At 69.9% G+C, this 19,212-nt stretch carries 16 protein-coding genes; 4 read left to right on the top strand and 12 right to left on the bottom strand.

The window, feature by feature from the left end; translation table 11 throughout:
• Window positions 1-533: 533 nt before the first annotated feature.
• A complete protein-coding gene (locus VT52_RS09010) occupies window positions 534-1,094 on the bottom strand; it encodes a hemerythrin domain-containing protein (protein ID WP_046425723.1) in 561 nt (186 codons plus the stop codon).
• A 247-nt stretch (window positions 1,095-1,341) separates the two neighbouring features.
• Between VT52_RS09010 and qcrB the strand changes: the two genes are divergently transcribed.
• The gene (gene qcrB, locus VT52_RS09005) at window positions 1,342-2,991 is read left to right on the top strand and encodes a cytochrome bc1 complex cytochrome b subunit (protein WP_046425778.1); all 1,650 of its coding nucleotides are present in this window, start codon (window positions 1,342-1,344) and stop codon (window positions 2,989-2,991) included.
• Between the two features lie 54 nt (window positions 2,992-3,045).
• On the opposite strand, the gene ctaF is transcribed toward qcrB, so the two are convergent.
• Entirely contained in the window at window positions 3,046-3,438 is a 393-nt protein-coding gene (gene ctaF, locus VT52_RS09000; protein WP_046425725.1) for an aa3-type cytochrome oxidase subunit IV, read from the bottom strand.
• A complete protein-coding gene (ctaD, locus tag VT52_RS08995) occupies window positions 3,435-5,153 on the bottom strand; it encodes an aa3-type cytochrome oxidase subunit I (protein ID WP_046425727.1) in 1,719 nt (572 codons plus the stop codon). Before ctaD ends, ctaF begins: the two co-directional genes overlap by 4 nt.
• A 409-nt stretch (window positions 5,154-5,562) precedes the next feature.
• On the opposite strand from ctaD, the gene VT52_RS08990 reads away from it, so the two are divergent.
• Both VT52_RS08990 and VT52_RS08985 read left to right on the top strand, forming a co-directional pair.
• Entirely contained in the window at window positions 5,563-6,909 is a 1,347-nt protein-coding gene (locus VT52_RS08990) for a DUF2254 domain-containing protein (protein ID WP_046425729.1), read from the top strand.
• Window positions 6,910-7,097: 188 nt separating this feature from the next.
• Complete coding sequence (locus VT52_RS08985; protein ID WP_046425731.1) at window positions 7,098-7,463, top strand: hypothetical protein; 366 nt, start codon at window positions 7,098-7,100, stop codon at window positions 7,461-7,463.
• Window positions 7,464-7,559: 96 nt separating this feature from the next.
• Here VT52_RS08985 and VT52_RS08980 read toward each other — a convergent pair whose 3' ends face one another.
• Window positions 7,560-7,823 (bottom strand): hypothetical protein, encoded by a 264-nt coding sequence (locus VT52_RS08980; RefSeq protein WP_046425734.1) that lies wholly within the window; start codon window positions 7,821-7,823, stop codon window positions 7,560-7,562.
• A gap of 234 nt (window positions 7,824-8,057) precedes the next feature.
• Between VT52_RS08980 and VT52_RS08975 the strand changes: the two genes are divergently transcribed.
• Window positions 8,058-8,228, top strand: a complete 171-nt coding sequence (locus tag VT52_RS08975; protein ID WP_046425737.1) for a hypothetical protein — start codon at window positions 8,058-8,060, stop codon at window positions 8,226-8,228.
• A 407-nt stretch (window positions 8,229-8,635) separates the two neighbouring features.
• Here VT52_RS08975 and VT52_RS08970 read toward each other — a convergent pair whose 3' ends face one another.
• The 8 genes from VT52_RS08970 to VT52_RS39375 all read right to left on the bottom strand — a co-directional run bounded on the left by VT52_RS08970 (window position 8,636) and on the right by VT52_RS39375 (window position 18,558).
• Window positions 8,636-9,142 (bottom strand): SRPBCC family protein, encoded by a 507-nt coding sequence (locus tag VT52_RS08970; RefSeq protein WP_046425739.1) that lies wholly within the window; start codon window positions 9,140-9,142, stop codon window positions 8,636-8,638.
• Window positions 9,143-9,442: 300 nt separating this feature from the next.
• Window positions 9,443-10,525, bottom strand: coding sequence for a protein kinase family protein (locus VT52_RS08965; RefSeq protein WP_046425780.1), 1,083 nt, complete (start codon window positions 10,523-10,525; stop codon window positions 9,443-9,445).
• 324 nt (window positions 10,526-10,849) lie between these two features.
• The gene (locus VT52_RS08960; RefSeq protein WP_046425741.1) at window positions 10,850-12,607 is read right to left on the bottom strand and encodes a thiamine pyrophosphate-dependent enzyme; all 1,758 of its coding nucleotides are present in this window, start codon (window positions 12,605-12,607) and stop codon (window positions 10,850-10,852) included.
• Window positions 12,608-12,623: 16 nt separating this feature from the next.
• Complete coding sequence (locus VT52_RS08955) at window positions 12,624-14,207, bottom strand: FMN-binding glutamate synthase family protein (protein WP_046425744.1); 1,584 nt, start codon at window positions 14,205-14,207, stop codon at window positions 12,624-12,626.
• 575 nt (window positions 14,208-14,782) lie between these two features.
• On the bottom strand, window positions 14,783-15,148 hold the full coding sequence (locus VT52_RS08950) for a DUF805 domain-containing protein (protein ID WP_046425746.1): 366 nt from the start codon (window positions 15,146-15,148) through the stop codon (window positions 14,783-14,785).
• A gap of 543 nt (window positions 15,149-15,691) precedes the next feature.
• The gene (locus tag VT52_RS08945; RefSeq protein ID WP_240509694.1) at window positions 15,692-17,371 is read right to left on the bottom strand and encodes a ricin-type beta-trefoil lectin domain protein; all 1,680 of its coding nucleotides are present in this window, start codon (window positions 17,369-17,371) and stop codon (window positions 15,692-15,694) included.
• A 589-nt stretch (window positions 17,372-17,960) separates the two neighbouring features.
• Complete coding sequence (locus tag VT52_RS08940) at window positions 17,961-18,248, bottom strand: hypothetical protein (protein WP_143070856.1); 288 nt, start codon at window positions 18,246-18,248, stop codon at window positions 17,961-17,963.
• Window positions 18,249-18,426: 178 nt separating this feature from the next.
• Window positions 18,427-18,558, bottom strand: coding sequence for a hypothetical protein (locus tag VT52_RS39375; protein ID WP_276207940.1), 132 nt, complete (start codon window positions 18,556-18,558; stop codon window positions 18,427-18,429).
• Between the last annotated feature and the right edge of the window lie 654 nt (window positions 18,559-19,212).

Below are 19,212 nucleotides of genomic sequence, written 5' to 3'. Positions count from 1 at the left end.
CACGCCATTGTGGCATCGGGTCCGGTACGCCGGTCACGGCGGCCCCGCTCCGGCGCGATGGCCGGGGGGAGTGGCCTCGCGTGGCGGGTGCGACCAGGTGACACCGTGATCCGATGGGCTTCAGGGTCGGACGACGCCCCCATGGCCGCGAGCGTGTGCCTGCGTCGGCCACCCCGCGCGGCAGGCCCCGTGCCGAGCCCGAGCATGACGGCCGCGGCCCACGTGGCGGCGGCCGTCGGCCGGACGACCGCAGGATCCGACCGGTGTCGACGGCGTGCGTCACCGTGCCGCGTTCCCTGCCGAGACGGCCGACGTCCGTGCCGAGGGGGGTCGTAGTACTCGTTGGCCGGCGCTGCCGGGTGCCGCGGCAGACCCGCCGGGTCCTTCAGCAGCCGACGGCGGTCGAGGGTGGAGCGAGCGAGGCGGTCCTGCGTCCTGGAAGAACGCGGACGCCTCGGTCGCCCGCTGCGACTGGGTGAACCGCGGGAGGGGGATGCGCACCGTCGGCTGATGAGGTGGCCGCGCGTGAGGGGTCACGGGCGACCGCGGCGAGTCACCCTGTCGCGCAGCCGGTCCCAGGGGCCCCGGACGGAGGCGGTCAGCCTCGTCGGTTCCGGTGAGCCGGGCGCCGCGGGACGGGGGCGGGTGGGCGCGACGGCTTCCGTGCGGTGCGCCCCGGCCCCGGCGTCGCGAAGGACGGCATCGGGGCTCACGGCCTGCAGGCGGGGGAACACCTGCTGTTCGAGCTCGACGACGTGCCGGGTGACGTGTTCGGTGAGGGACAGCAAGAGGCGTACGTATTCCTCGGTGTGCGGAGGGACGGCCTCCAGGGACCGCAACGTCCGCTCGATCTCCCTGTCCCCGGTGGCCAGCCGGTCCGTCCAGGCGTCGCCGTCCACGACGTACCGGTGGAGAAGAGGGTGAAGGTGCTCCTGCTCCGCCGTCAGATGACGCACCAGGCGTGTGCTGACTTGCTCCACCAAGAAGGCGCGTTCCTCACTGCCGGGCGCGGCGGCGCGCACCCGGTCGAGGAGGTTCTGCACCCCGCGGTGGTCCGTCGCGAGCTCCGCGATGATGCCGCTGTCGCTCCCCACTGACGCTCCCTGAAGGCCTGCGTGCGGTCCCGCGCGAGGGTCGTGACACGACCGCGTCTTCGAGCGGCTCGGCGGTCGCCGGCAGCTGACCCGTACCCGGGTTTCCCCATGAGCCTGTTTTTTCATGCTCGCCCGAATGCCTGTGCCGTTGGTTGACGGACGAGGCCACCGGGTACCTCTGCGCCCGTTGTGCGACCTGCCGGCCGCGGGGGCGCGTACGGGTCGGACGGAGGAGCTTGGTGTGGGCATGTTGCCACGGCGACGCGGGGCGAGGTCGAGGGCGACAGCGGGACAGGCCGCGTTCCGGGCGTACGTCAGCGCCGACCGGCGAGCGCCCGTGTCGGAGCTCGCCGGCCAGCTCCTGCGCAAGGCGTTCCCGGACCATTGGTCCTTCCTGCTGGGGGAGATCGCGCTCTACAGCTTCGTCGTCCTCGTGCTGACGGGCTCCTTCCTGACCCTCTTCTTCGATCCCAGCCTTGCCGAGGTGCCCTACACGGGCTCGTACCAGCCCCTGCAGGGGCTGCTCGTCTCGAAGGCCTACGAGACCACGCTGCAGCTGAGTTTCGATGTGCGCGGTGGTCTGCTGATGCGCCAGATGCACCATTGGGCGGCCCTCGTCTTCGTGGCGGCCATCGGCGTCCACATGCTGAGGGTCTTCTTCACCGGCGCGTTCCGCAGGCCGCGGGAGCTGAACTGGGTGATCGGAGTGACCCTGTTCCTGCTGGCACTTCTGGAGGGCTTCTGCGGCTACTCACTGCCGGACGACCTGCTGTCCGGTACGGGCCTTCGCACCGCCAACTCCATCGTCCTGTCGATCCCCGTCGTCGGTACGTATCTGAGCTTCTTCCTGTGGGGCGGAGCATTCCCGGGAACGGCGATCGACCGCCGCCTGTACATCGTGCACGTCCTCTTCGTGCCCGGTGCCCTCATCGCCTTGATCACCGTGCATCTGATCCTGGTGGTCTACCTGAAGCACACCCAGTGGGCCGGCCTCGGGAAGACCAACCGCAACGTCGTCGGACTGCCGATGTTCCCTTCGTTCGTCGCGAAGTCGACCGGGCTGTCGCTGATGGTCGCCGGCCTCACCGCCGTCCTGGGCGCGGTCGCGCAGATCAACCCGGTGTGGTTGTTCGGCCCCTACCAGCCCGACCAGGTCTCGACCGACGCCCAGCCCGACTGGTACGTGGGATTCCTCGAGGGAGCCCTGCGGCTGATGCCCGGGGTCGAAACCGACGTCGCCGGTCACACGTTCATGTGGAACGTCCTGCTGCCGGCGCTCGTGCTGCCTGCTCTGCTGTTCCTGGTGCTCTATCTGTATCCCGTCTTCGAGCGCTGGGTGACGGGCGACATGGTGGAGCACCATCTGTGCGACCGGCCCCGGGACCGGCCCGCCCGGACCGGCCTGGGCGTTGCGGCCATCAGCTGCTACGCGGTGCTGATCATGGCCGGCGGCAACGACGTGATGGCTGTCTGGTTCGACGTCTCCCTGAACATGCTGACGTGGACCTTCCGGGTCGCCGTGTTCGTCGTCCCGGTGCTCGCCTACGTCGTGACGAAGCGTGTCTGTCTCGCCCTCCAGCGGCACGATCGCCGGCTGCTCGAAGAGGGCGAGGAGACCGGCGAGGTCCACCAGGACGTGGCGGGCGGGATGAGCGAGTCCCACGAGCCCGTCGGCCGTGAAGAGCGCTACAAGCTACTGGTCCGGGACCTCGCCCGTCCGCTGGGCGACCCGGGACGCTCGGCACCGCTGCGGAGCAGGATCAGGGCGTCCCTCAGCTCCTGGTACTACGGCGAGCGAGTCGACATGCCGGCGACGGCCGAGGAACGCCTTCAGGCCGGAGGCCGGACCATCGATCCCGTCTCGAGCGGTACCGGAAAGGACGGAGGGGAGAGCTGACCATGTCCGGTGGGACGTGATCACACCGGTCCCGCGGACGGACGGGTGCCCGCGTCAGCCGCCGCTTCGGCCGTTGTACTCGAAGGCCATGCCGAAGACCCCGAGCCCCAGGACGCCGAGGCCGATCAGGATCAGCCAGTCGCCGTAGACGATGCCGTTGGCCACCACCGTGGCGCCGACGGCGGTCACCACCGGATGCCGGCTGTGCGGGGGAAAGAAGTCGACACGGCCGGTGCGCTCCTGGATCTCCGCGTCCGAACGGTCCTCGGGGCGAGCCCCCTTGCGGCGGTAGTTGACCATGGAGAAGAAGGCGATCACCGAGGCCATGAGAAACGAGATGCTGAGGGCCGTGATCCCCGCGGGCTCCCGCGCGAACCAGGTGTAGGCGGCGTCGCTGAGCAGGAAGAAGACGGCCAGGCCGGCAAAGAGGTATGCCTCGGACTTCATTCGCTCTGGGTTCCTAGGGTGTCGGGAGTCGGTTCCACGGTTCCGTGAGCCGCCGGGGGCAGCTCTTCCTTGAACTCGGGGTGGTGCAGGTCGAAGGCCGGTGAGTCGGAGCGGACCCGCGGCATGGCCACGAAGTTGTGCCGGGGCGGGGGGCAGGAGGTGGCCCATTCGAGCGAGCGTCCGTAGCCCCAGGGGTCGTCCATGCCCACCATCGGCGCGTACCGGGCGGTCTTCCAGACGTTGTAGAGGAACGGCAGCGTCGACAGTCCCAGCAGGAAGGCCCCGGCCGACGAGACGGTGTTGAGAGCGGTGAACCCGTCGGCGGGCAGGTAGTCGGCGTAGCGCCGCGGCATTCCGATCTCACCCAGCCAGTGCTGGACCAGGAACGTGGTCTGGAAGCCGACGAACAGCAGCCAGAACTGGATCTTTCCCAGACGCTCGTCGAGCAGACGGCCCGTCAGCTTGGGCCACCAGAAGTAGAAGCCGGCGAACATGGCGAAGACGATCGTCCCGAAGAGGACGTAGTGCAGGTGGGCGACGACGAAGTAGGTGTCGGTCAGATGGAAGTCCAGGGGCGGGGAGGCGATGAGGATGCCGCTGAGCCCGCCCAGCAGAAAGGTGACGAGGAACCCGAGCGACCAGAGCATGGGTGTCTCGAAGGACAGGCTGCCGTGCCACATGGTGCCGATCCAGTTGAAGAACTTCACTCCGGTGGGCACGGCGATCAGGAACGACATGAGGGCGAAGAAGGGGAGGAGTACCGCGCCCGTGGCGAACATGTGGTGCGCCCAGACGGTGGCCGACAGCATGGTGATCGCGATGGTGGCGCCGACCATGCCGACGTAGCCGAACACCGGTTTGCGGCTGAACACCGGAAAGATCTCGGTGACGACCCCGAAGAAGGGCAGCGCGACGATGTATACCTCCGGATGGCCGAACCACCAGAAGAGGTGCTGCCACAGCAGTGCCCCACCGCTCGCCGGATCGAAGATGTGCGCGCCGAACCGCCGGTCGGCCATCAGGGCCAGCAGGATGGCCGCGAAGACGGGAAAGGCCAGCAGCACGAGAACGGACGTGAACAGCACGTTCCAGGTGAAGATCGGCATGCGGAACATCGTCATGCCCGGACAGCGCAGACAGACGATCGTGGCGATGAAGTTGACCGCCCCCAGCGTGGTGCTCACGCCCGACAGCACCAGTCCCATCGCCCACAGGTCGCCGCCATGTCCGGGGCTGTGCACCGCGTTGTTCAGCGGCGAGTAGGCGAACCAGCCGAACGCGGCCGGACCGCCCCCGACCAGGAAACCGGACAGGACCGTCAGTCCACCGAAGAGGAACAGCCAGTAGGTGAGAGCGTTGAGCCGGGGGAACGCCACGTCCGGCGCACCGATCTGCAGGGGCATGATGGCGTTCGCGAACCCGGTGAACGTAGGCGTGGCGAACAACAGCATCATGATCGTGCCGTGAATGGTGAACAGCTCGTTGTACTGCTGCTCGTTGACGATCTGCAGTCCAGGGCGTGCCAGTTCGGCGCGCATCAGCATGGCCAGAAGCCCGCCGACCAGGAAGAAGCCGAAGGACGTGACCAGGTACAGGTTCCCGATCTTCTTGTGGTCGGTGGTCGTGAGGTAGTCCCTGATCCGGTCACCCGTCTGGACGCGGGGCCGGGAACGGGTGCCCTCCTCCTGTCCGGGCCCCGGGTACGTCTTCGACATGAGCGCTCCCCGTGCGGTGCACCGACGTGTCGGCATCCGTGACGAACGCAGGGGGATTAGCCCTCGTGCTCTCTTCGTAAACCTGGATGCCGCCAGGCTTCCGGCCGGCCGGGAGCGCCCTACCGCCCCCCCGGCCCGACGCGCCGGCGAAGCCGTGGGCGGACATGCGCGGCATCTCCGCGGCGACCGAGGGGCCGCGCACCCTTGTGCGGACGACGTCGACCGTCCGGGGCGTCGTCCCCGCGCATGGACGCGGCCTTGTCCCGAGTCGATTCGATCGCAGGGGCCCGTGCGAGGGAAATCGGGGTGCCGCGGCACCGATCGCCGTGTCTACGCGGTCCTCGGACGATGCCGGCTGTCAGGGTGGAGTCGTGCCGTGTCCCCGCCATGAGTCGAATGAGGGTGCGCCATGGGGCGGCTTCCGCTGATCCGCGACGCACTCCGAACCCAGCTGTGGCCGCTGCCGGCTCTGGGCGTCGTGCTCGCCGTCACCGTCGGTGTGGGACTGCCCCGGCTGGACATGCGGATCCTGCACAAGGTGCCGCCCGCCCTCGCCGGATATCTCTTCACGGGCGGTCCCGCGGCCGCGCGGGCCGTGCTGCAGGCGATCGCCGGATCGCTGATCAGTGTCACGGCCCTGACCTTCTCGCTCACGGTGGTGACCCTGCAGCTGGCGAGCAGCCAGTTCTCCCCTCGTCTGCTGCGGACGTTCAGCCAGGACCGCTACGTGCAGACGACACTGGCACTGTTCCTGGCGACCTTCACCTACGCACTCACCGTGCTGCGCACGGTGCGCGCCCGGACCGGCGGGCAGCCTCCGTTCGTTCCGCAGTTGTCGGTCACCGTGGCCTTCCTCCTCGCCCTGGTGAGCGTGTTCACGCTTGTGGTGTTCCTGTCCCACCTGGCACGCGAGATCCGGGTCGAAGCCATGCTGCGCGACGTCCACGGCGCCGCCGACGCCACCATCCGCAGGCTCCTCACGGAATCCGGCCCCGCCACCGCGGAGCGCGCAGGCGTGCCGCGGCCTCCCGCCGACGCGCTGCCACTGCCTGCCCGGTCCTCGGGCTTCCTGGCCGCGGTGAACGAGGAGGCGCTCCTCGCGGCAGCCGTCGAGGCGAACGCCGTCGTCCTGATCGACCGCTGTCCCGGAAGCTCACTCATCGCCGGCACCCCGACCGGAGCCGCCTGGCCCCTCGACGGCGAGCCGTTCGCCCGGAACACACGGAACCGCCTGGTCGAGCGGGCGGCCGGCGCTCTCACCAACGAGTTCGAGCTGACCCCCGAGCAGGACATCGCCTTCGGGCTGCGCCAGCTCACCGATGTGGCCGTCAAGGCGCTCTCGCCCGGCATCAACGACCCCACCACGGCGGTGCACGCGCTCTCCCATTCCTCCGCGCTGCTGTGCGAGCTGGCGCGGCGTGACCTCTCCCCCCGACTCCTGCACGACGACCAGGGCCGGACTCGCGTCGTGCTGCGCCGCCCCACCCTGGCGGAGCTGCTTCACCTCGCGGTGGCCCAGCCGTTGCGATACGGCGCCGCGGAGCCGGCGGTCCTGGCCCGCCTCTGCATGCTGCTGCGCGAACTGGCCTGGCACAGCACGACCGAGCAGCGCCCCACCATCGCCGGCCACCTCGTGCGGGTACGTTCGACCGCCGCCGCCCAGGACTTCCACCCCGACGACAGAGCCGGCCTGGCCGGCCTCGCCGACGGCGTCGAGCAAGCCCTGACCGGCCGATGGCCCCCCACCGTATCCTGACGTGCACCCCATCTCCCCGGCCACCGCGTGCACTTACCGATCTGCCCGACCACGGGGCATCCTGCCCTCGGGCGACGTGACGGCGACGCCCGCCCGAGAACAAGCCACGTCCGAGGCGGGCGTGACGCTGCGAACACGCTTGCGATGAGCCATCTATGCTGGTCCGCAGGAGAACAGGGGGACAGCGGATGGACTGGTTCTGGTGGGTGCTCATCGTCTTCTGGACAGGTGGCTTCGCGTGGGTGGCCGACAACGTCCGCACCGCGCTGCGCAATCGACATGAGCGCAAGTTGCAGCTGCTGGAGGCGGCGAGAGGGGAACGGTCCGCGGTCGAAGCGGCGCACAGACCTCCGGAGCCCGTGTGCGGATGCACGCATCATCTCGCCAAGCATGACAAGCAGGGCCGATGCCACGAGCGCGTCGAGGTGCCGACGGCCTGGGACGAGAACAAGAAGCCACTGCGTTTCGAGGCCGGTCAGTGCAACTGCCAGCAGTACGTGGGACCGCAGCCCCTGTCGCAGGTGTTCGCGGAGGACCTGACAGACCTCGCGTGACCAGGGCGGCGAGGCAGCGTCCATGTCCCCACCGTGACGGGCAGTGGGGGACCCGGACACGGATTCCCCCGCGGCGACGAAGGTGGACGCGGGCTGTCAGTCGGCTTGCTTCGCCACGTGCAGAGAGCCGCTGAGGGTGCCCTCCTGCTGCTCGTAGTGGGAGAGCGCGAGGCCGAGGCCGATGAACGTCGGCGCCCATTCACCGACGAAGATGCCCCACCTGTCGGCGCGCTCCACGCCGGCCTTCTCGGCCTGCAGGCTCGTGAACCAGGAGGCGAAGCTCAGGCCGATCGAGGCGAGGCCGGCGATGTAGGCGTGCTCGCTGCGGATGCCCATGTCGTGCATCTTCTTGATCACCATGGGACTGTCTCCGTTCCGTGGGGGTTGCCTGTCGGAGTAACCAATCCCTTTTCCTTCCATTCATCTCATGCGGATGCAGCGATGCGTTGCCCTGCCTTCCTCGAAGGCCTCGACGTGTTCTTCGGTTGCTGGGGCGGCCGGCTCATGCCCCGGCATGCCCCTCGTAAACAAAGGCGAAGCCGAGGAATGCCCTCCATGATGGGGGGCACACGGCGGGTCAGGAGGTTGATAAACATGGTTCCCCTTTTGCTCGTCCTGCTTCTCGCGCTCGTCCTGTTCGGCGCCGGTTTCGCCCTCAAGATTCTGTGGTGGGTGGCGCTGATCGTCCTGGTGGTGTGGCTGCTCGGGTTCGTCATGCGTTCCACGAACGCCGGCGGCGGCCGTGGCCGCTGGTACCGATGGTGACCTGACAGATCAGACACCCGCTGTTCCACAGGGCTCGGCCGACCACACCGCCGGGCCCTGCGGGCACGTCCGGGCACCGGCCAGGAATCGCACCGGGAGAACGCGTCCCGAACCGGAACCGGGGCAGGCGCGTCGCAGCCGGGGGCGGGACGGACACGCGCGCCAGGAACCCGCGCGACCTCCTTGTCACGTCCCCGCCCCCGGCGTCACGGGAGCGGGCCCATCGACGCGGCGGGGAGAGCGCCATGACGTCGCGGTTCGTCGGGATCGCCCGGACGCCGGAGGCCGGCTCGGCTCCCCGGCCCGCCGCGAGAGTCATGGAGACCGGAAGCCGGCCGTAGCCTGCCTCGGACCGCCCGAACGCCGACCGGATCGAGCGCGGTCCGAGACCGGCGTGACCGCGCGGGTCAGTTCGCGCCGGTCTCCAGCTCGCGCTTGAGGTTGCGCAGCGTCACGTTGATGTTGCGGGCCTGAAAGGCGGCGAAGGTGTGTCCCGCGGTGGCGATTCGATCGAAGGCGTTGGCCACGAAGGCGGGCCAGGCGCGCCGGTCGTCCGTCCAGGTCTCGGTGACCCGCGTACCGCCGTCGGCGGGCTCGAAACGATACTCCCAGCTGGCGATCGGGCCGCGCAGGCGCGGTCGGCCGATGCCGATGGCGTGAACACGGAAGGCGAAGCGATGGCCGGGCTCGGCCGCCGTGACCGTGCACCGGGTCACCCAGCGGAACCGGCCACGCTTGTTCCGTCCGACGAACGTGGTGCCGAGCCCCGCCGGTGCCTGCCCCGTCCCCTCCGCGGTGCCGAGATTCTCCGGACTCCAGCGGCCCATGTCACCGGGACGGCATATGGCCCGGTAGGCCACATCGGGCGGTACGTCGATACGGATGCTGCCGCTCACCGTGAACACGCGGGCCATGGGGCACCTTTCCTCGACTCTTCGACATCCTGGGAGTTACTCCTCGGTAGGGATTGTGGCATGCCGTCACCGCCGGCCGTCGCGGACCACCGGCGACGCTGCATCTGCTCGATCACGGGCAGAGGGGGAACCGGGGCGAGAGCTTGCAGAGCTTGCGACAGGCAGCGGCCGGCGCACCCGTGGGGCAGGCCCCCGCCGCCCGGAGCGAGAACCGCGCACCGCGGCGTCGTCGCCTCGGCCCGGCGCACCCGCCGTCGCGCGATGTGCGTCCTGATGGCGGTCTTCCGCGGCATTCCGGTCTCAGCGGGGCGCCGTGACAGCAACGGTGCGCCAGGCCCGCTCGATCTCGGCGGCCGGGAACGGCGTCTGTTTGCTCTCGGTCAGAAACTGGCGCTGGAATTCGCCCAAGGCCAGGGCGGCCCGGGAATGCCGGTCGATGATCGCGGCGATCTCGCGCGGGACGCCGTCGGGCCGGTGACCGTTGATCCACTGGCGCAGGAACGCGTCGTGTTCCATACCGCCACGCAGGCCCTCGGGCAGGTGGTGGCGGAGCAGATGGCTCACGGTGTGGCAGCGGTCGTACACGAGGTGGTCGGAGAGGAACTCCGCCTCCGCCGCGGACAGTTCGAACCCGGAACTCAAGGCGAGTCCGAAGTCCGCGAAATAGAGCAGCCGGCCGTCGGTCAGAACATTGGCGAAGTGAGCATCGAAGTGGACGAGTCCGCGCGAGCTCATGAAGCCGATCCCGCGCGCCAGAGTCTCCTCCACCCATGGGTACGGCGAACCCTCGCTGCCTTCCGGCGCCGCGGTCCGGTGGTCGTGCAGCCAGTCGGCGAGTGTCCGCGGAACATGTTCCAGAAAGAGCACCAGGCTGAACGAGGAACTCCCGATGGCCTCCAGCCGCTCGCGCACGGCCGGTGACCCCTCCCAGTGCGCGACCGCCCCGTCGACGCCCCCGAACGCGTCGGTGAAGCCCTCGGGCGGGGAGTCGGGCAGGATCCGCCAGTGGTACATCAGAGGAAAGCCCTCGTACTCGTTCCCGAGGACCCAGTTGGTGGTCATGACGTGCACGGCCAGCTCCCGCCAGGCTCCGAAACCCGCCGAGCCCGCACCGTACTGGTAGAACATCGGCAGTCCGAAGAGGTTCGCCGTCGACCGCGCGTTCTCCGGCCGCAACTCGGTGTCCGTGAGAGGGACCCGCTTGACGAACACCCGCGTGCCTGCGACGTCCAGCTCCGCCGATCTGCCGCCGATGCCGGCTCCGAGCGGGTCGGCGGCGGCCACGACCTCGCCGAGCCGGCGGTCGCTCAGCAGGGACAGGCGCGTGGCCACGGTCCCATGAGTGGCGAGCCGTGCGGCATGCCGCGGGTCCAGCTGACGCATCGACGACTCCTCGGTGCCCGGAACCAGAGTGCCGATGATCTCGTGCACGCCGCCGAGCCTATTCGCTGTCGCCCGGTTCCCGGCCGGAGACCACGAGATCCGCGAGGAGGACGACGCCCGGCGCTCCCCGCTGAAGCACCGCGATCCGAACCCGCCCGGCCGCTGCGGCTGCACCGCCGGCGTCCCGGCCGGCCGGCGCCCCGCGCCCGCTGAGCGACCCGGACACGATCGAGTCGGACGAGGACGACGACGAGCGCGGTCGTTCCTCCCGTGGCCGGGAGCGAGGCCGGCGGGGGCCGTTCGCCGCGGGACGCCTCGGAGCGCTCAGTGGCCGCCGGTGTTGTCTCCGTGGCTGCGTACGACCTCCTTCACCTTGGCCACCGCGAATCCCCAGCCCTGTTCGACGGTCGGCTTGGCCGGAACGGCGACCTCGTCGGGGTTGGTCAGGACGTCGAGCAGGACCGGGCCCGGACTGCGGAATGCCCGTCGCACCGCGTTCTCCACTTCCGACGGGTCCGTCACGCGGATGCCCGTGATGCCCATGGCCTCCGCCACGGCGGCGAAGTCGGGGTTGTCGAGCACGGTGCCGAACTCGGGCAGACCGGCCTGCTCCTGTTCGAGTTTCACCATCCCCAGACGGCGGTTGTCGAAGACGACGAGCTTGACGGGCAGGCGGTGGGTCTTGAGGGTCATGAGGTCGCCGAGGAGCATGCTCAGCCCGCCGTCGCCGCAGAAGGCCACGACCTGGCGCTCACGGTCCAGGCACTGGGCGCCCAGGGCCTGCGGCATGGCGTTGGCCATCGAACCGAGGTTGTACGAACCGATGAGGCGCCGCTCACCGCGCATCTCGACGAAGCGGGAGAGGCACACCGTGGCCATGCCCGTGTCGGAGGTGAAGACGGCGTCGTCGGCGGCGGCCCGGTCCACCGCTGCGGCCAGCACCTCGGGCCTGATGTCGTGGGCGCGGTTGTCCAGCGCGGAGCGGAGCCGCCCCACGATGCCTTCGTCATGAGCGGGGTCGGCGAGCCGGGCCTGGCCGGCGCGCCACTGGTCGAAGCGTTCGCGCGCCTTGTCCAGGTGCGAACGGTCACGTTCGCCTCCGGGCGCGGTGGCAAGGTGGTCCAGGAGGTCGCGTACGGTGGCGCCGGTGTCGCCCACGAGCCCGACGTCGACCGGCACCCGGCGTCCGATGTGAGTGGCCTCGGTGTCGACCTGGATCACCGTCCTGCCCTCGGGGTACCAGTCCCGGTAGGGGAAGTCGGTGCCGAGCAGCAGAAGGGTGTCCGCGTCCTGGAGGGCCGCCGCTGCGGCGGGGTTGCCGATCAGGCCGGTCTGACCGACCTGGAAGGGGTTGTGGTCGCCCTCGAAACCCGCCTTCGCCTTCAGCGTGAGCACCATCGGCGCCGCCAGACGGTCGGCGAGGGCGAGGACGTCCTCGCGGGCGGCACGCGCTCCTTCCCCCACGAGCAGGGTGACGCGCTCGGACCGGTCGAGGAGTTCCGCGGCGCGCCGGCCGGCCGAACCCTCCGGCCGGCTCACCGCAGGGGTCAGGGAGAACCGGGCGGGCCGGTCGTCCGTCAGCTCGCGCTCTCCCATGTCGCCCGGCACGCTGAGGACGGCGACTCCCTTGCGGCCGAGGGCGTTGCGCACCGCCGTCTCCAGCATCTGCGGCAGTTGGTCGGGCGAGGTGATGGTGGCGCGGAAGACGGCCACGTCGCTGAAGAGGGCGTCGTTGTCGACCTCCTGGAAGTAGTCGCTGCCGAGTTCGGCGAGCGGCACCTGACCGGCGATGGCCAGGACCGGGGCGTGGCTCTTGGCGGCGTCGTACAGCCCGTTGAGGAGATGGACGGAACCAGGTCCGACGGTGCCCATGCACACGCCGAGGTTTCCGGTGAGCTGGGACTGGGCGCCGGCGGCGAAGGCCGCCGCCTCCTCGTGCCGGCAGCCCACCCACTCCAGGCTCTCGGTGCTGCGGATGGCGTCGGTCAGGGGATTGAGCGCGTCTCCGACGACGCCGAACACCTGGCGCACGCCGAGTTCGCTCAGCGCGTCCACGATGGCGCGGGCAACGGTACGGGACATGTGGGTCCTCCGGGTCTCAGACGGTGAATCGGTCGGGGTCGGCGCTCTTCCAGTCCGCCGCCCACGAGGCCGGCGGCTCGGCGAGCAACTGGCCGGGCTCCAGCCACTCGTACAGCTCCGCGTAGGAGCGCTGGGTGAGCGGGTCGACGCGTCGACGGAGCATGTGCGGACGCAGTTGGGCGGGATCCGTGACACCCATGGATGCCATGAGCTGCAGCGCGCCGGCCACGGTCGCTTCCTGGAAGCGCTGGACGCGTGCCGTCTTGTCAGGGACGTCGAGGGCGCGGGCCCGGCGGGGGTCCTGGGTGGCGACGCCGGTGGGGCAGGCGTTGGTGTGGCACCTCTGCGCCTGGATGCAGCCCACGGCGAACATCATCGCGCGCGCCGCGTTGCCGTAGTCGGCGCCCTGGACCATGCGCTTGACGAGATCGGTACCCGTGGCGATCTTGCCGCTCGCCCCGATCCTGATCCGGTCGCGCAGGCCCGCCCCCACGAGGGCGTTGTGCACCGTGAGCAGTCCCTCGGTGAGTGGGGTGCCCATGTGGTCGGCGAACTCGAGCGGCGCCGCGCCGGTGCCGCCTTCCGCGCCGTCCACCACGATGAAGTCGGGCGCCGTGCCCTCCTCCAGCATGGCCTTGCACACGGCCAGGAACTGCCGGCGCGAGCCCACGCACAGCTTGAACCCGGCGGGTTTGCCACCGGACAGCTCGCGCATGCGGGCGACGAAGCGCACGAGTTCACGCGGGGTGGAGAACACCCGGTGGTACGGCGGGGAAACGACCGTCCGGCCCTGGGGCACGCCCCGGACACGGGCGATCTCGGCGTTCACCTTGGCCCCCGGGAGCACCCCGCCGATGCCGGGCTTCGCGCCCTGGGACAGCTTCAGCGACACGCACTTGACCTGGTCGTGCGCCGCCTTGCCGGCGAACTCCGCCGCGTCGAAGTCCCCGTCCGGGGTGCGGCAGCCGAAGTACCCGGTGCCGATCTCCCACACCAGGTCGCCGCCGGGACGCAGGTGGTACTCCGACAGCCCGCCCTCGCCGGTGTCCTGGGCGAAATTCCCCGCCGCGGCGCCGCCGTTGAGCGCCAGGACCGCGTTGGCCGACAGCGAGCCGAAGCTCATCGCCGACACGTTCAGCAGGGCCATGTCGTAGGGCCGGGCGCAGTCCGGCCCGCCGATCCGCACGCGCGGCGCGGTCGTCGGCACCGGGCACGGCGCCATCGACGGAACCAGGAACTCGTAGCCCGGCCGGTACACGTCGCGCTCGGTGCCGTACGGCTCCTCCGCGTCCGTGCCCTTGGCGCGCTCGTAGACGATGCTGCGCACGTCCCGGTCGAAGGGGCGGCCGTCGAAGTTCCGCTCGATGAAGTACTGCTGGAGCTCCGGCCGTATTCGCTCCAGCAGGAAGCGGGCATGGCCGAGGACGGGGTAGTTGCGCAGCACCGAGTGCTTTCGCTGGACCAGGTCCCAGCCGCCCAGCACGCCCAGGAACATCAGGGGAACGGCCACGAACCACCAATAGGGCGAGCTTCCGACGGCCATCGCGGCGCTCACGGTCGCGGCGATCAGAGTAAGGAAGACGATCACAATGCGTGTCACGACTCGCGCATTGCCCGATGACCGGCCTCTATGCGCCCCGGCCGGCCAAGAACCTGTCATTTCCTCGCGCGGCGGCCGGCACGACCCCCTCGGCGGCGTGCTCCTTGCCCGCCGGCCCGCCGTGGCGGATCGGGCCGGCGGGGAACGCGCTCGGACGGCCCCGGCAGAAGTGGACGGGGAGAGCGTCCGAGCGGCCCTGCGAGCGGAGGACCGCCACCGGACCGGCGCTTCGACCATGAGGGCCCTGCCGGACGACCGGCAGGGCCCTCATGAACGTGTACGTGAACGGAGACGCTCACGCCGTCGGCATGACCGGGTTCGGCGAACGCCACTCCGGTTCGCGGACCACCGGGGCGGCCGTCCCGGGTACGCGTGCGGCATCGGCTACGACCGGCCCGAGCCGGCCGGATCCGCTACTGAGCCCCGGCCAGCACGGACCGGTGGCGGTGGCGTGAGCGCCTGACCGAGCCACCGGCCCACTGGTCGACCTTCGGGAGGCCACCCCGCGGCGGGACACCGGCAGCCGTTCGCGGACACCGGTTCCCTCCGGGATCCTGGTCCCGTGCACCAGGCGTTCAGGCGAACGCCTGGACCTCCTTGGGGTTCGGGCCGTACTTGTTGGCGCCCGCGTCGCCGTCCGTGCAGAAGAAGACCAGCAGGGTGATACCGCCGACGAGCGGGACCATCCCGAACAGGATCCACCAGCCGGAGCGCCCCGTGTCGTGCAGTCGACGCACGCTCACGCCCCAGGTCGGCAGCAGGAAGCCGAGGTAGGCGACGCCCATGAGGGCGAAGACGGCCGACGCGTGGCTCGCACCGGCGACGATGCCCAGCACGGCGAAGATGATGTACATGAACAGCACGTACAGCCAGTACTCCTTGCGGCGCGCACGTCCGCTGAAGACCGCGTACTTCTTGAGCGCGGCAATGAACCAGCTCATGAGAACCCCCCTGGGATCGATGTTCGGACCGTCCGTGAACCGGATCCGGCCAGCGCAGAGATTAGAGGCTTGTCACGACCGCGTCATTCCGGTTGAGGAGCCCAGGTCAACACCCCGACCGCGGCTTGAGGGCGCGAATCACCCTGCCTCAAACATCGATTCCAGGACAGATCTCCCCATGAGCAGGGCTCTTCCGCCGGATGGCGGCACGTCACCCGGAACATCGAGTTCGTTCCGTGATCCAACCGAAGGTGAACCGAGGCCGGTCCGCGACCGCTTCGGTACCGGAACGAACTCCGTCCGTGTCCGACACCGCGGCCTGTGCGTCGCCTCGGTCGTCGGCCGGGACCGAGGGGAAGAAGACCGCGCTCTCCAGTGGTGCCTGCCCCGGGTGCGGTCGGCGGGGGCGGATCCCGGCGAGCCGGCGGTGCGGACAAAGACAGCGCGGGTCGTCCGCGCGGCGGCGAGATACCGAAGGGCCGCACCGGTCGAGGTGCGGCCCTTCGACGCCCCCTGTCGCGTTTCAGGCAGGATCGCGCGTGCTCACGCCGGCGAGAACTTCTGGGCGGCGGAGCCGTTGCAGTCCCAGATCTGCAGGCGTGTGCCGTTCGCGGTGGCACCCGACGGCGAGTCGATGCATCGGCCGGTGGTCGGATTGGACATCGATCCGTCGGCGTTGACGACCCAGTTCTGGTAGCCGCCGCCGTTGCAGTTGGCCAGCTGGAGCTTTGTGCCGGCCGCGTTCACACCGCCCGCGATGTCCAGGCACTTGCCGAGCGTCCGCAGGGTCTGGCCGTTCCAGGTCCACTTCTGGTCGAGCGACGTGGCCTGCTGGCAGTCCCAGAGCTGGACCGCGGTGCCGTCGCCGCCGGTGTCGTCGCCCGCCACGTCCACGCACTTGCCGCCCGGTCCGTAGATCGGGGTACCGATGGCGAACTTCTGGGCGGCGGAGCCGTTGCAGTCCCAGATCTGCAGGCGTGTGCCGTTCGCGGTGGCACCCGACGGCGAGTCGACGCACCGGCCGCTCGTCGGGTTCCGCAGCGAGCCGTCGGATTGCCGCACCCAGGACTGGTAGCCCCCGCTGTTGCACGTGGCGAGCTGCAGCTTCGTACCGGCGGCGCTGTTGCCACCGGCGATGTCCAGACACTTGCCGAGCGTCTGCAGGGTCTGTCCGCTCCAGGTCCAGTGCTGGTCCTTGGCCGCCGACTGGCAGTCCCAGAGCTGGACCGCGGTGCCGTCGCCGCCGGTGTCGTCACCCGAGACATCAACGCACTTGCCGCCGGGGCCGGTGATCGTCTGGCCGCTCACCGAACCGCCGCCGCCACCGCCTCCCGAGCCGGGCGCCTTGTTGTAGACGGCCACCGAGTCGATGACCAGCTTGCCGCCGGAGACCGTGGACGCGTTCGGGCCCCCGCCGAAGGCGTCCGGGAAGCCGCCGCCGATCGCCAGGTCGTAGATGATGAAGAAGGGATGGTCGACCGCGTCGGACCAGGTCGTGGCGTCCACCTGGTTGGCGCTGACGGTGTAGAAGTTGTTCCCGTCGAGGTAGAACCTGATCTGCTCCGGTGACACCGAGCGGTCGATCTCCGCCGCGTAGTCGTGGAAGCCGGCCTGGCAGCCCGGACAGGCGCGTTCACCCGAGCCGATGCCGGTCGACTCGTTGCACGGTCCGCCCGGGTTCACACCGCAGTGCAGGGTGCTGAAGACGGAACTGCGGCCGTTGATGTCCTCCATGATGTCGACCTCGCCGGACTTCGGCCAGGTCACACCGGAGCGCAGGGGCGCGCCGAGCATCCAGAACGCCGGCCAGTAGCCCGCCCCGTTGGCGGTGGAGACATTGGGCTGCTGGAGGACGGACTCGATGCGTACGACACCACCCGCCGGGGCGCCGAAGCCCGCCGACTGGGTCTCCACGCGCCCGGAGGTCCACCCGCCGCGGGGGTCGGAACCCGAGTGCAGGGCCTGGAGCACCAGATGACCCTGACCGTCGTAGTAGACGTTCGAGGTGCTGTTGGTCATCGTCTCGATCTCGCCGGTGCCGAAGTTGCCGCCCGGCCCGGTGTCGTACTTCCACAGGTTCTGATCGATGCCGGTGCCGGACGCACCGTTGAAGTCGTCGCTCCAGGTGAGTGTGAAGCCCGGCGGTGCCGAGGGCACTGCCGCCTGGGCGTTCAGCGTCGTGGTGACGCTGAACGCCACCGTCAGCACGACGACGGGAATCAAAGAGAGCGCTCTCTTCCACCCGCCGCGCTGTGCCCCTGCGGGGAGTGATTGCATAGGTCTGACCTCCGGGGAAGGACATGATCGCGTCTGTTCGCCGCACCGCCTCTGGTGGTCGCCATCGGCGGTCGGCAGTGCACGCGCCCTTGCGGATCTGGATGACGACGACGGGTGGCGACGGCCGGCGTCCGGGCTGCCGTCGCCGGACATGCCCACGGCGGACGGCCGGGGCTCTCGTCCCCCGACCAGCGGATGCGTCGTCAACTCCGATGAAGATGAATGGTGTTGTGCCGTGTGGAGTTCTGTGCGAGGCAGACGGTATTGGCCCAGACCAACACCGTCAAGGCTGCGCGACATGGCCGTCCACCGCCGACGGATCGGCCCGCCGGGATTGCCCCGGGCGCTGGGTCCGTTCCGGCGCGCGGTGCTGATGCTCCGCTGGTTCCGCGAGCGAGGCCGCGTGTCGTGTCGGCTGCTTCCGGGCCATTCGCCGGTGCGGTCCCTCCGCTCTTCGCACACGGCCGGGAAGCCGTGTGCGAAGAGCGGAGGTCCCTGGACCCACGAAGCCGTACCGGTCAGGTCGCCCGCGAGGTCAGTGACGCAGGTGGGGCCGACCGGTGCCGGTCCTCTGACCGGGTACCGTGCCCGTCCTCACGAGGCGCTGGTCCCAGCGGACCGACGGCACCTCACCCGTCGGCTTGCCGCGGCGTGCGCCACCGTGCTCGCCCCAGTACAGGACGCTGCCGGCGGCCAGGGCGAAGCCGATTCCCGCGCCCACCAGGGCACCGAAGACTCCTCCCGACGCGAAGCCGACCAAAGCTCCGGTCAGTAGTCCCATCAGCGAGGCGCGGGTGAAATACCTGCGGATCCTCTCGTCCATGAAATCACCGCCTTTCACCGGCCCCTCTGCCCCGCTGTGCGGAAACAAACCGGCCATTCGTCTCATCAGGTGACTGATCGCAGCGGGCGGCGGGTCTGCCGAACGAACGGTGAAACCGGGGCGACGGTTGCCGGCGGGCCGCGGAGCGGCGGCCGTCGAAGGTGACATCGGAGCCATTTCAGAGCGGTCTGCCCGATCGCGCGCCGTGCAGCAGGTAGAACACCGGATACCGCTGATCAGAGTGGTCCTGGCAGCCGCCGGGCAGCAGGACGCGGATGTGGTGCTCGCCCGCCACCTCGTTCGTGGCCACGGGGATCACGAAGTTCGTGGCGGTACCGGTGGCAGGGGCGACCTGAGTGAGCCCGAACCGATCGGCCGGAACCGGTGGTGCCCCTTCGCCTGCCGCCGCGCTGACTTGCGGCGCGGCGCAGACCAGGGCCGCGACCACCATGCCGGCCGCCGCGGCGACGACGCCCCTGACCCGAGGCCGACCGTGCCGCACCGGCACTCTCGACACCTGCCCCTCGTGGAGCCGACGTGGCTATGCCCGCACGCCTGACGAGCCGCACATGCCCTGGTGCTCCATCCCGGCCCGGCACTCCCACCTGCACGAGCGAGCCTTCGGCCAGTGCCGGTCGTTCGGGCCCCTGTCAGGGAACCTGGTCGCTCTTCGGCCCGATGCCCTTGATCCCGGCCGGAGTTCCGTCCGGGGCGAACGAGTGGTGGAAGGTGAAGGCCTGCGGAGCGGCAGGGCCGTTGCGTGCTCGCGAGTTGGGCGGTTGATTCGCTGATGGGCCGGCATGTCGGTTGTAGGTAGGTCCGGATGCGGCTGCAGGCACGGTCTGCGTGATCATGTGAGTGTCGAAGTCCCATGATCACAAGTGAAGACCGTGCCTGCCCTCTTATCTTCTCCCATGCCGCCGGGGCTGGATCAACTGGCCCGCACCGATATGCCGCAACCGTT

This window comes from Streptomyces malaysiense, assembly GCF_000980885.2.
Lineage (GTDB): Bacteria > Actinomycetota > Actinomycetes > Streptomycetales > Streptomycetaceae > Streptomyces > Streptomyces malaysiense.
The sequence above is the reverse complement of the archived record's forward strand: the minus strand, read 5'-3'. Positions and strand labels throughout refer to the sequence as shown.

Coding starts and splice junctions, on each gene's coding strand:
- ctaF (WP_046425725.1), bottom strand. CDS start 3,438: ATGAAGTCCGAGGCATACCTCTTTGCCGGCCTGGCCGTCTTCTTCCTG.
- ctaD (WP_046425727.1), bottom strand. CDS start 5,153: ATGTCGAAGACGTACCCGGGGCCCGGACAGGAGGAGGGCACCCGTTCC.
- VT52_RS08970 (WP_046425739.1), bottom strand. CDS start 9,142: ATGGCCCGCGTGTTCACGGTGAGCGGCAGCATCCGTATCGACGTACCG.
- VT52_RS08990 (WP_046425729.1), top strand. CDS start 5,563: ATGGGGCGGCTTCCGCTGATCCGCGACGCACTCCGAACCCAGCTGTGG.
- VT52_RS08975 (WP_046425737.1), top strand. CDS start 8,058: ATGGTTCCCCTTTTGCTCGTCCTGCTTCTCGCGCTCGTCCTGTTCGGC.
- VT52_RS08980 (WP_046425734.1), bottom strand. CDS start 7,823: ATGGTGATCAAGAAGATGCACGACATGGGCATCCGCAGCGAGCACGCC.
- VT52_RS08960 (WP_046425741.1), bottom strand. CDS start 12,607: ATGTCCCGTACCGTTGCCCGCGCCATCGTGGACGCGCTGAGCGAACTC.
- VT52_RS08985 (WP_046425731.1), top strand. CDS start 7,098: ATGGACTGGTTCTGGTGGGTGCTCATCGTCTTCTGGACAGGTGGCTTC.
- VT52_RS08940 (WP_143070856.1), bottom strand. CDS start 18,248: ATGGACGAGAGGATCCGCAGGTATTTCACCCGCGCCTCGCTGATGGGA.
- qcrB (WP_046425778.1), top strand. CDS start 1,342: ATGTTGCCACGGCGACGCGGGGCGAGGTCGAGGGCGACAGCGGGACAG.
- VT52_RS08965 (WP_046425780.1), bottom strand. CDS start 10,525: ATGCGTCAGCTGGACCCGCGGCATGCCGCACGGCTCGCCACTCATGGG.
- VT52_RS08950 (WP_046425746.1), bottom strand. CDS start 15,148: ATGAGCTGGTTCATTGCCGCGCTCAAGAAGTACGCGGTCTTCAGCGGA.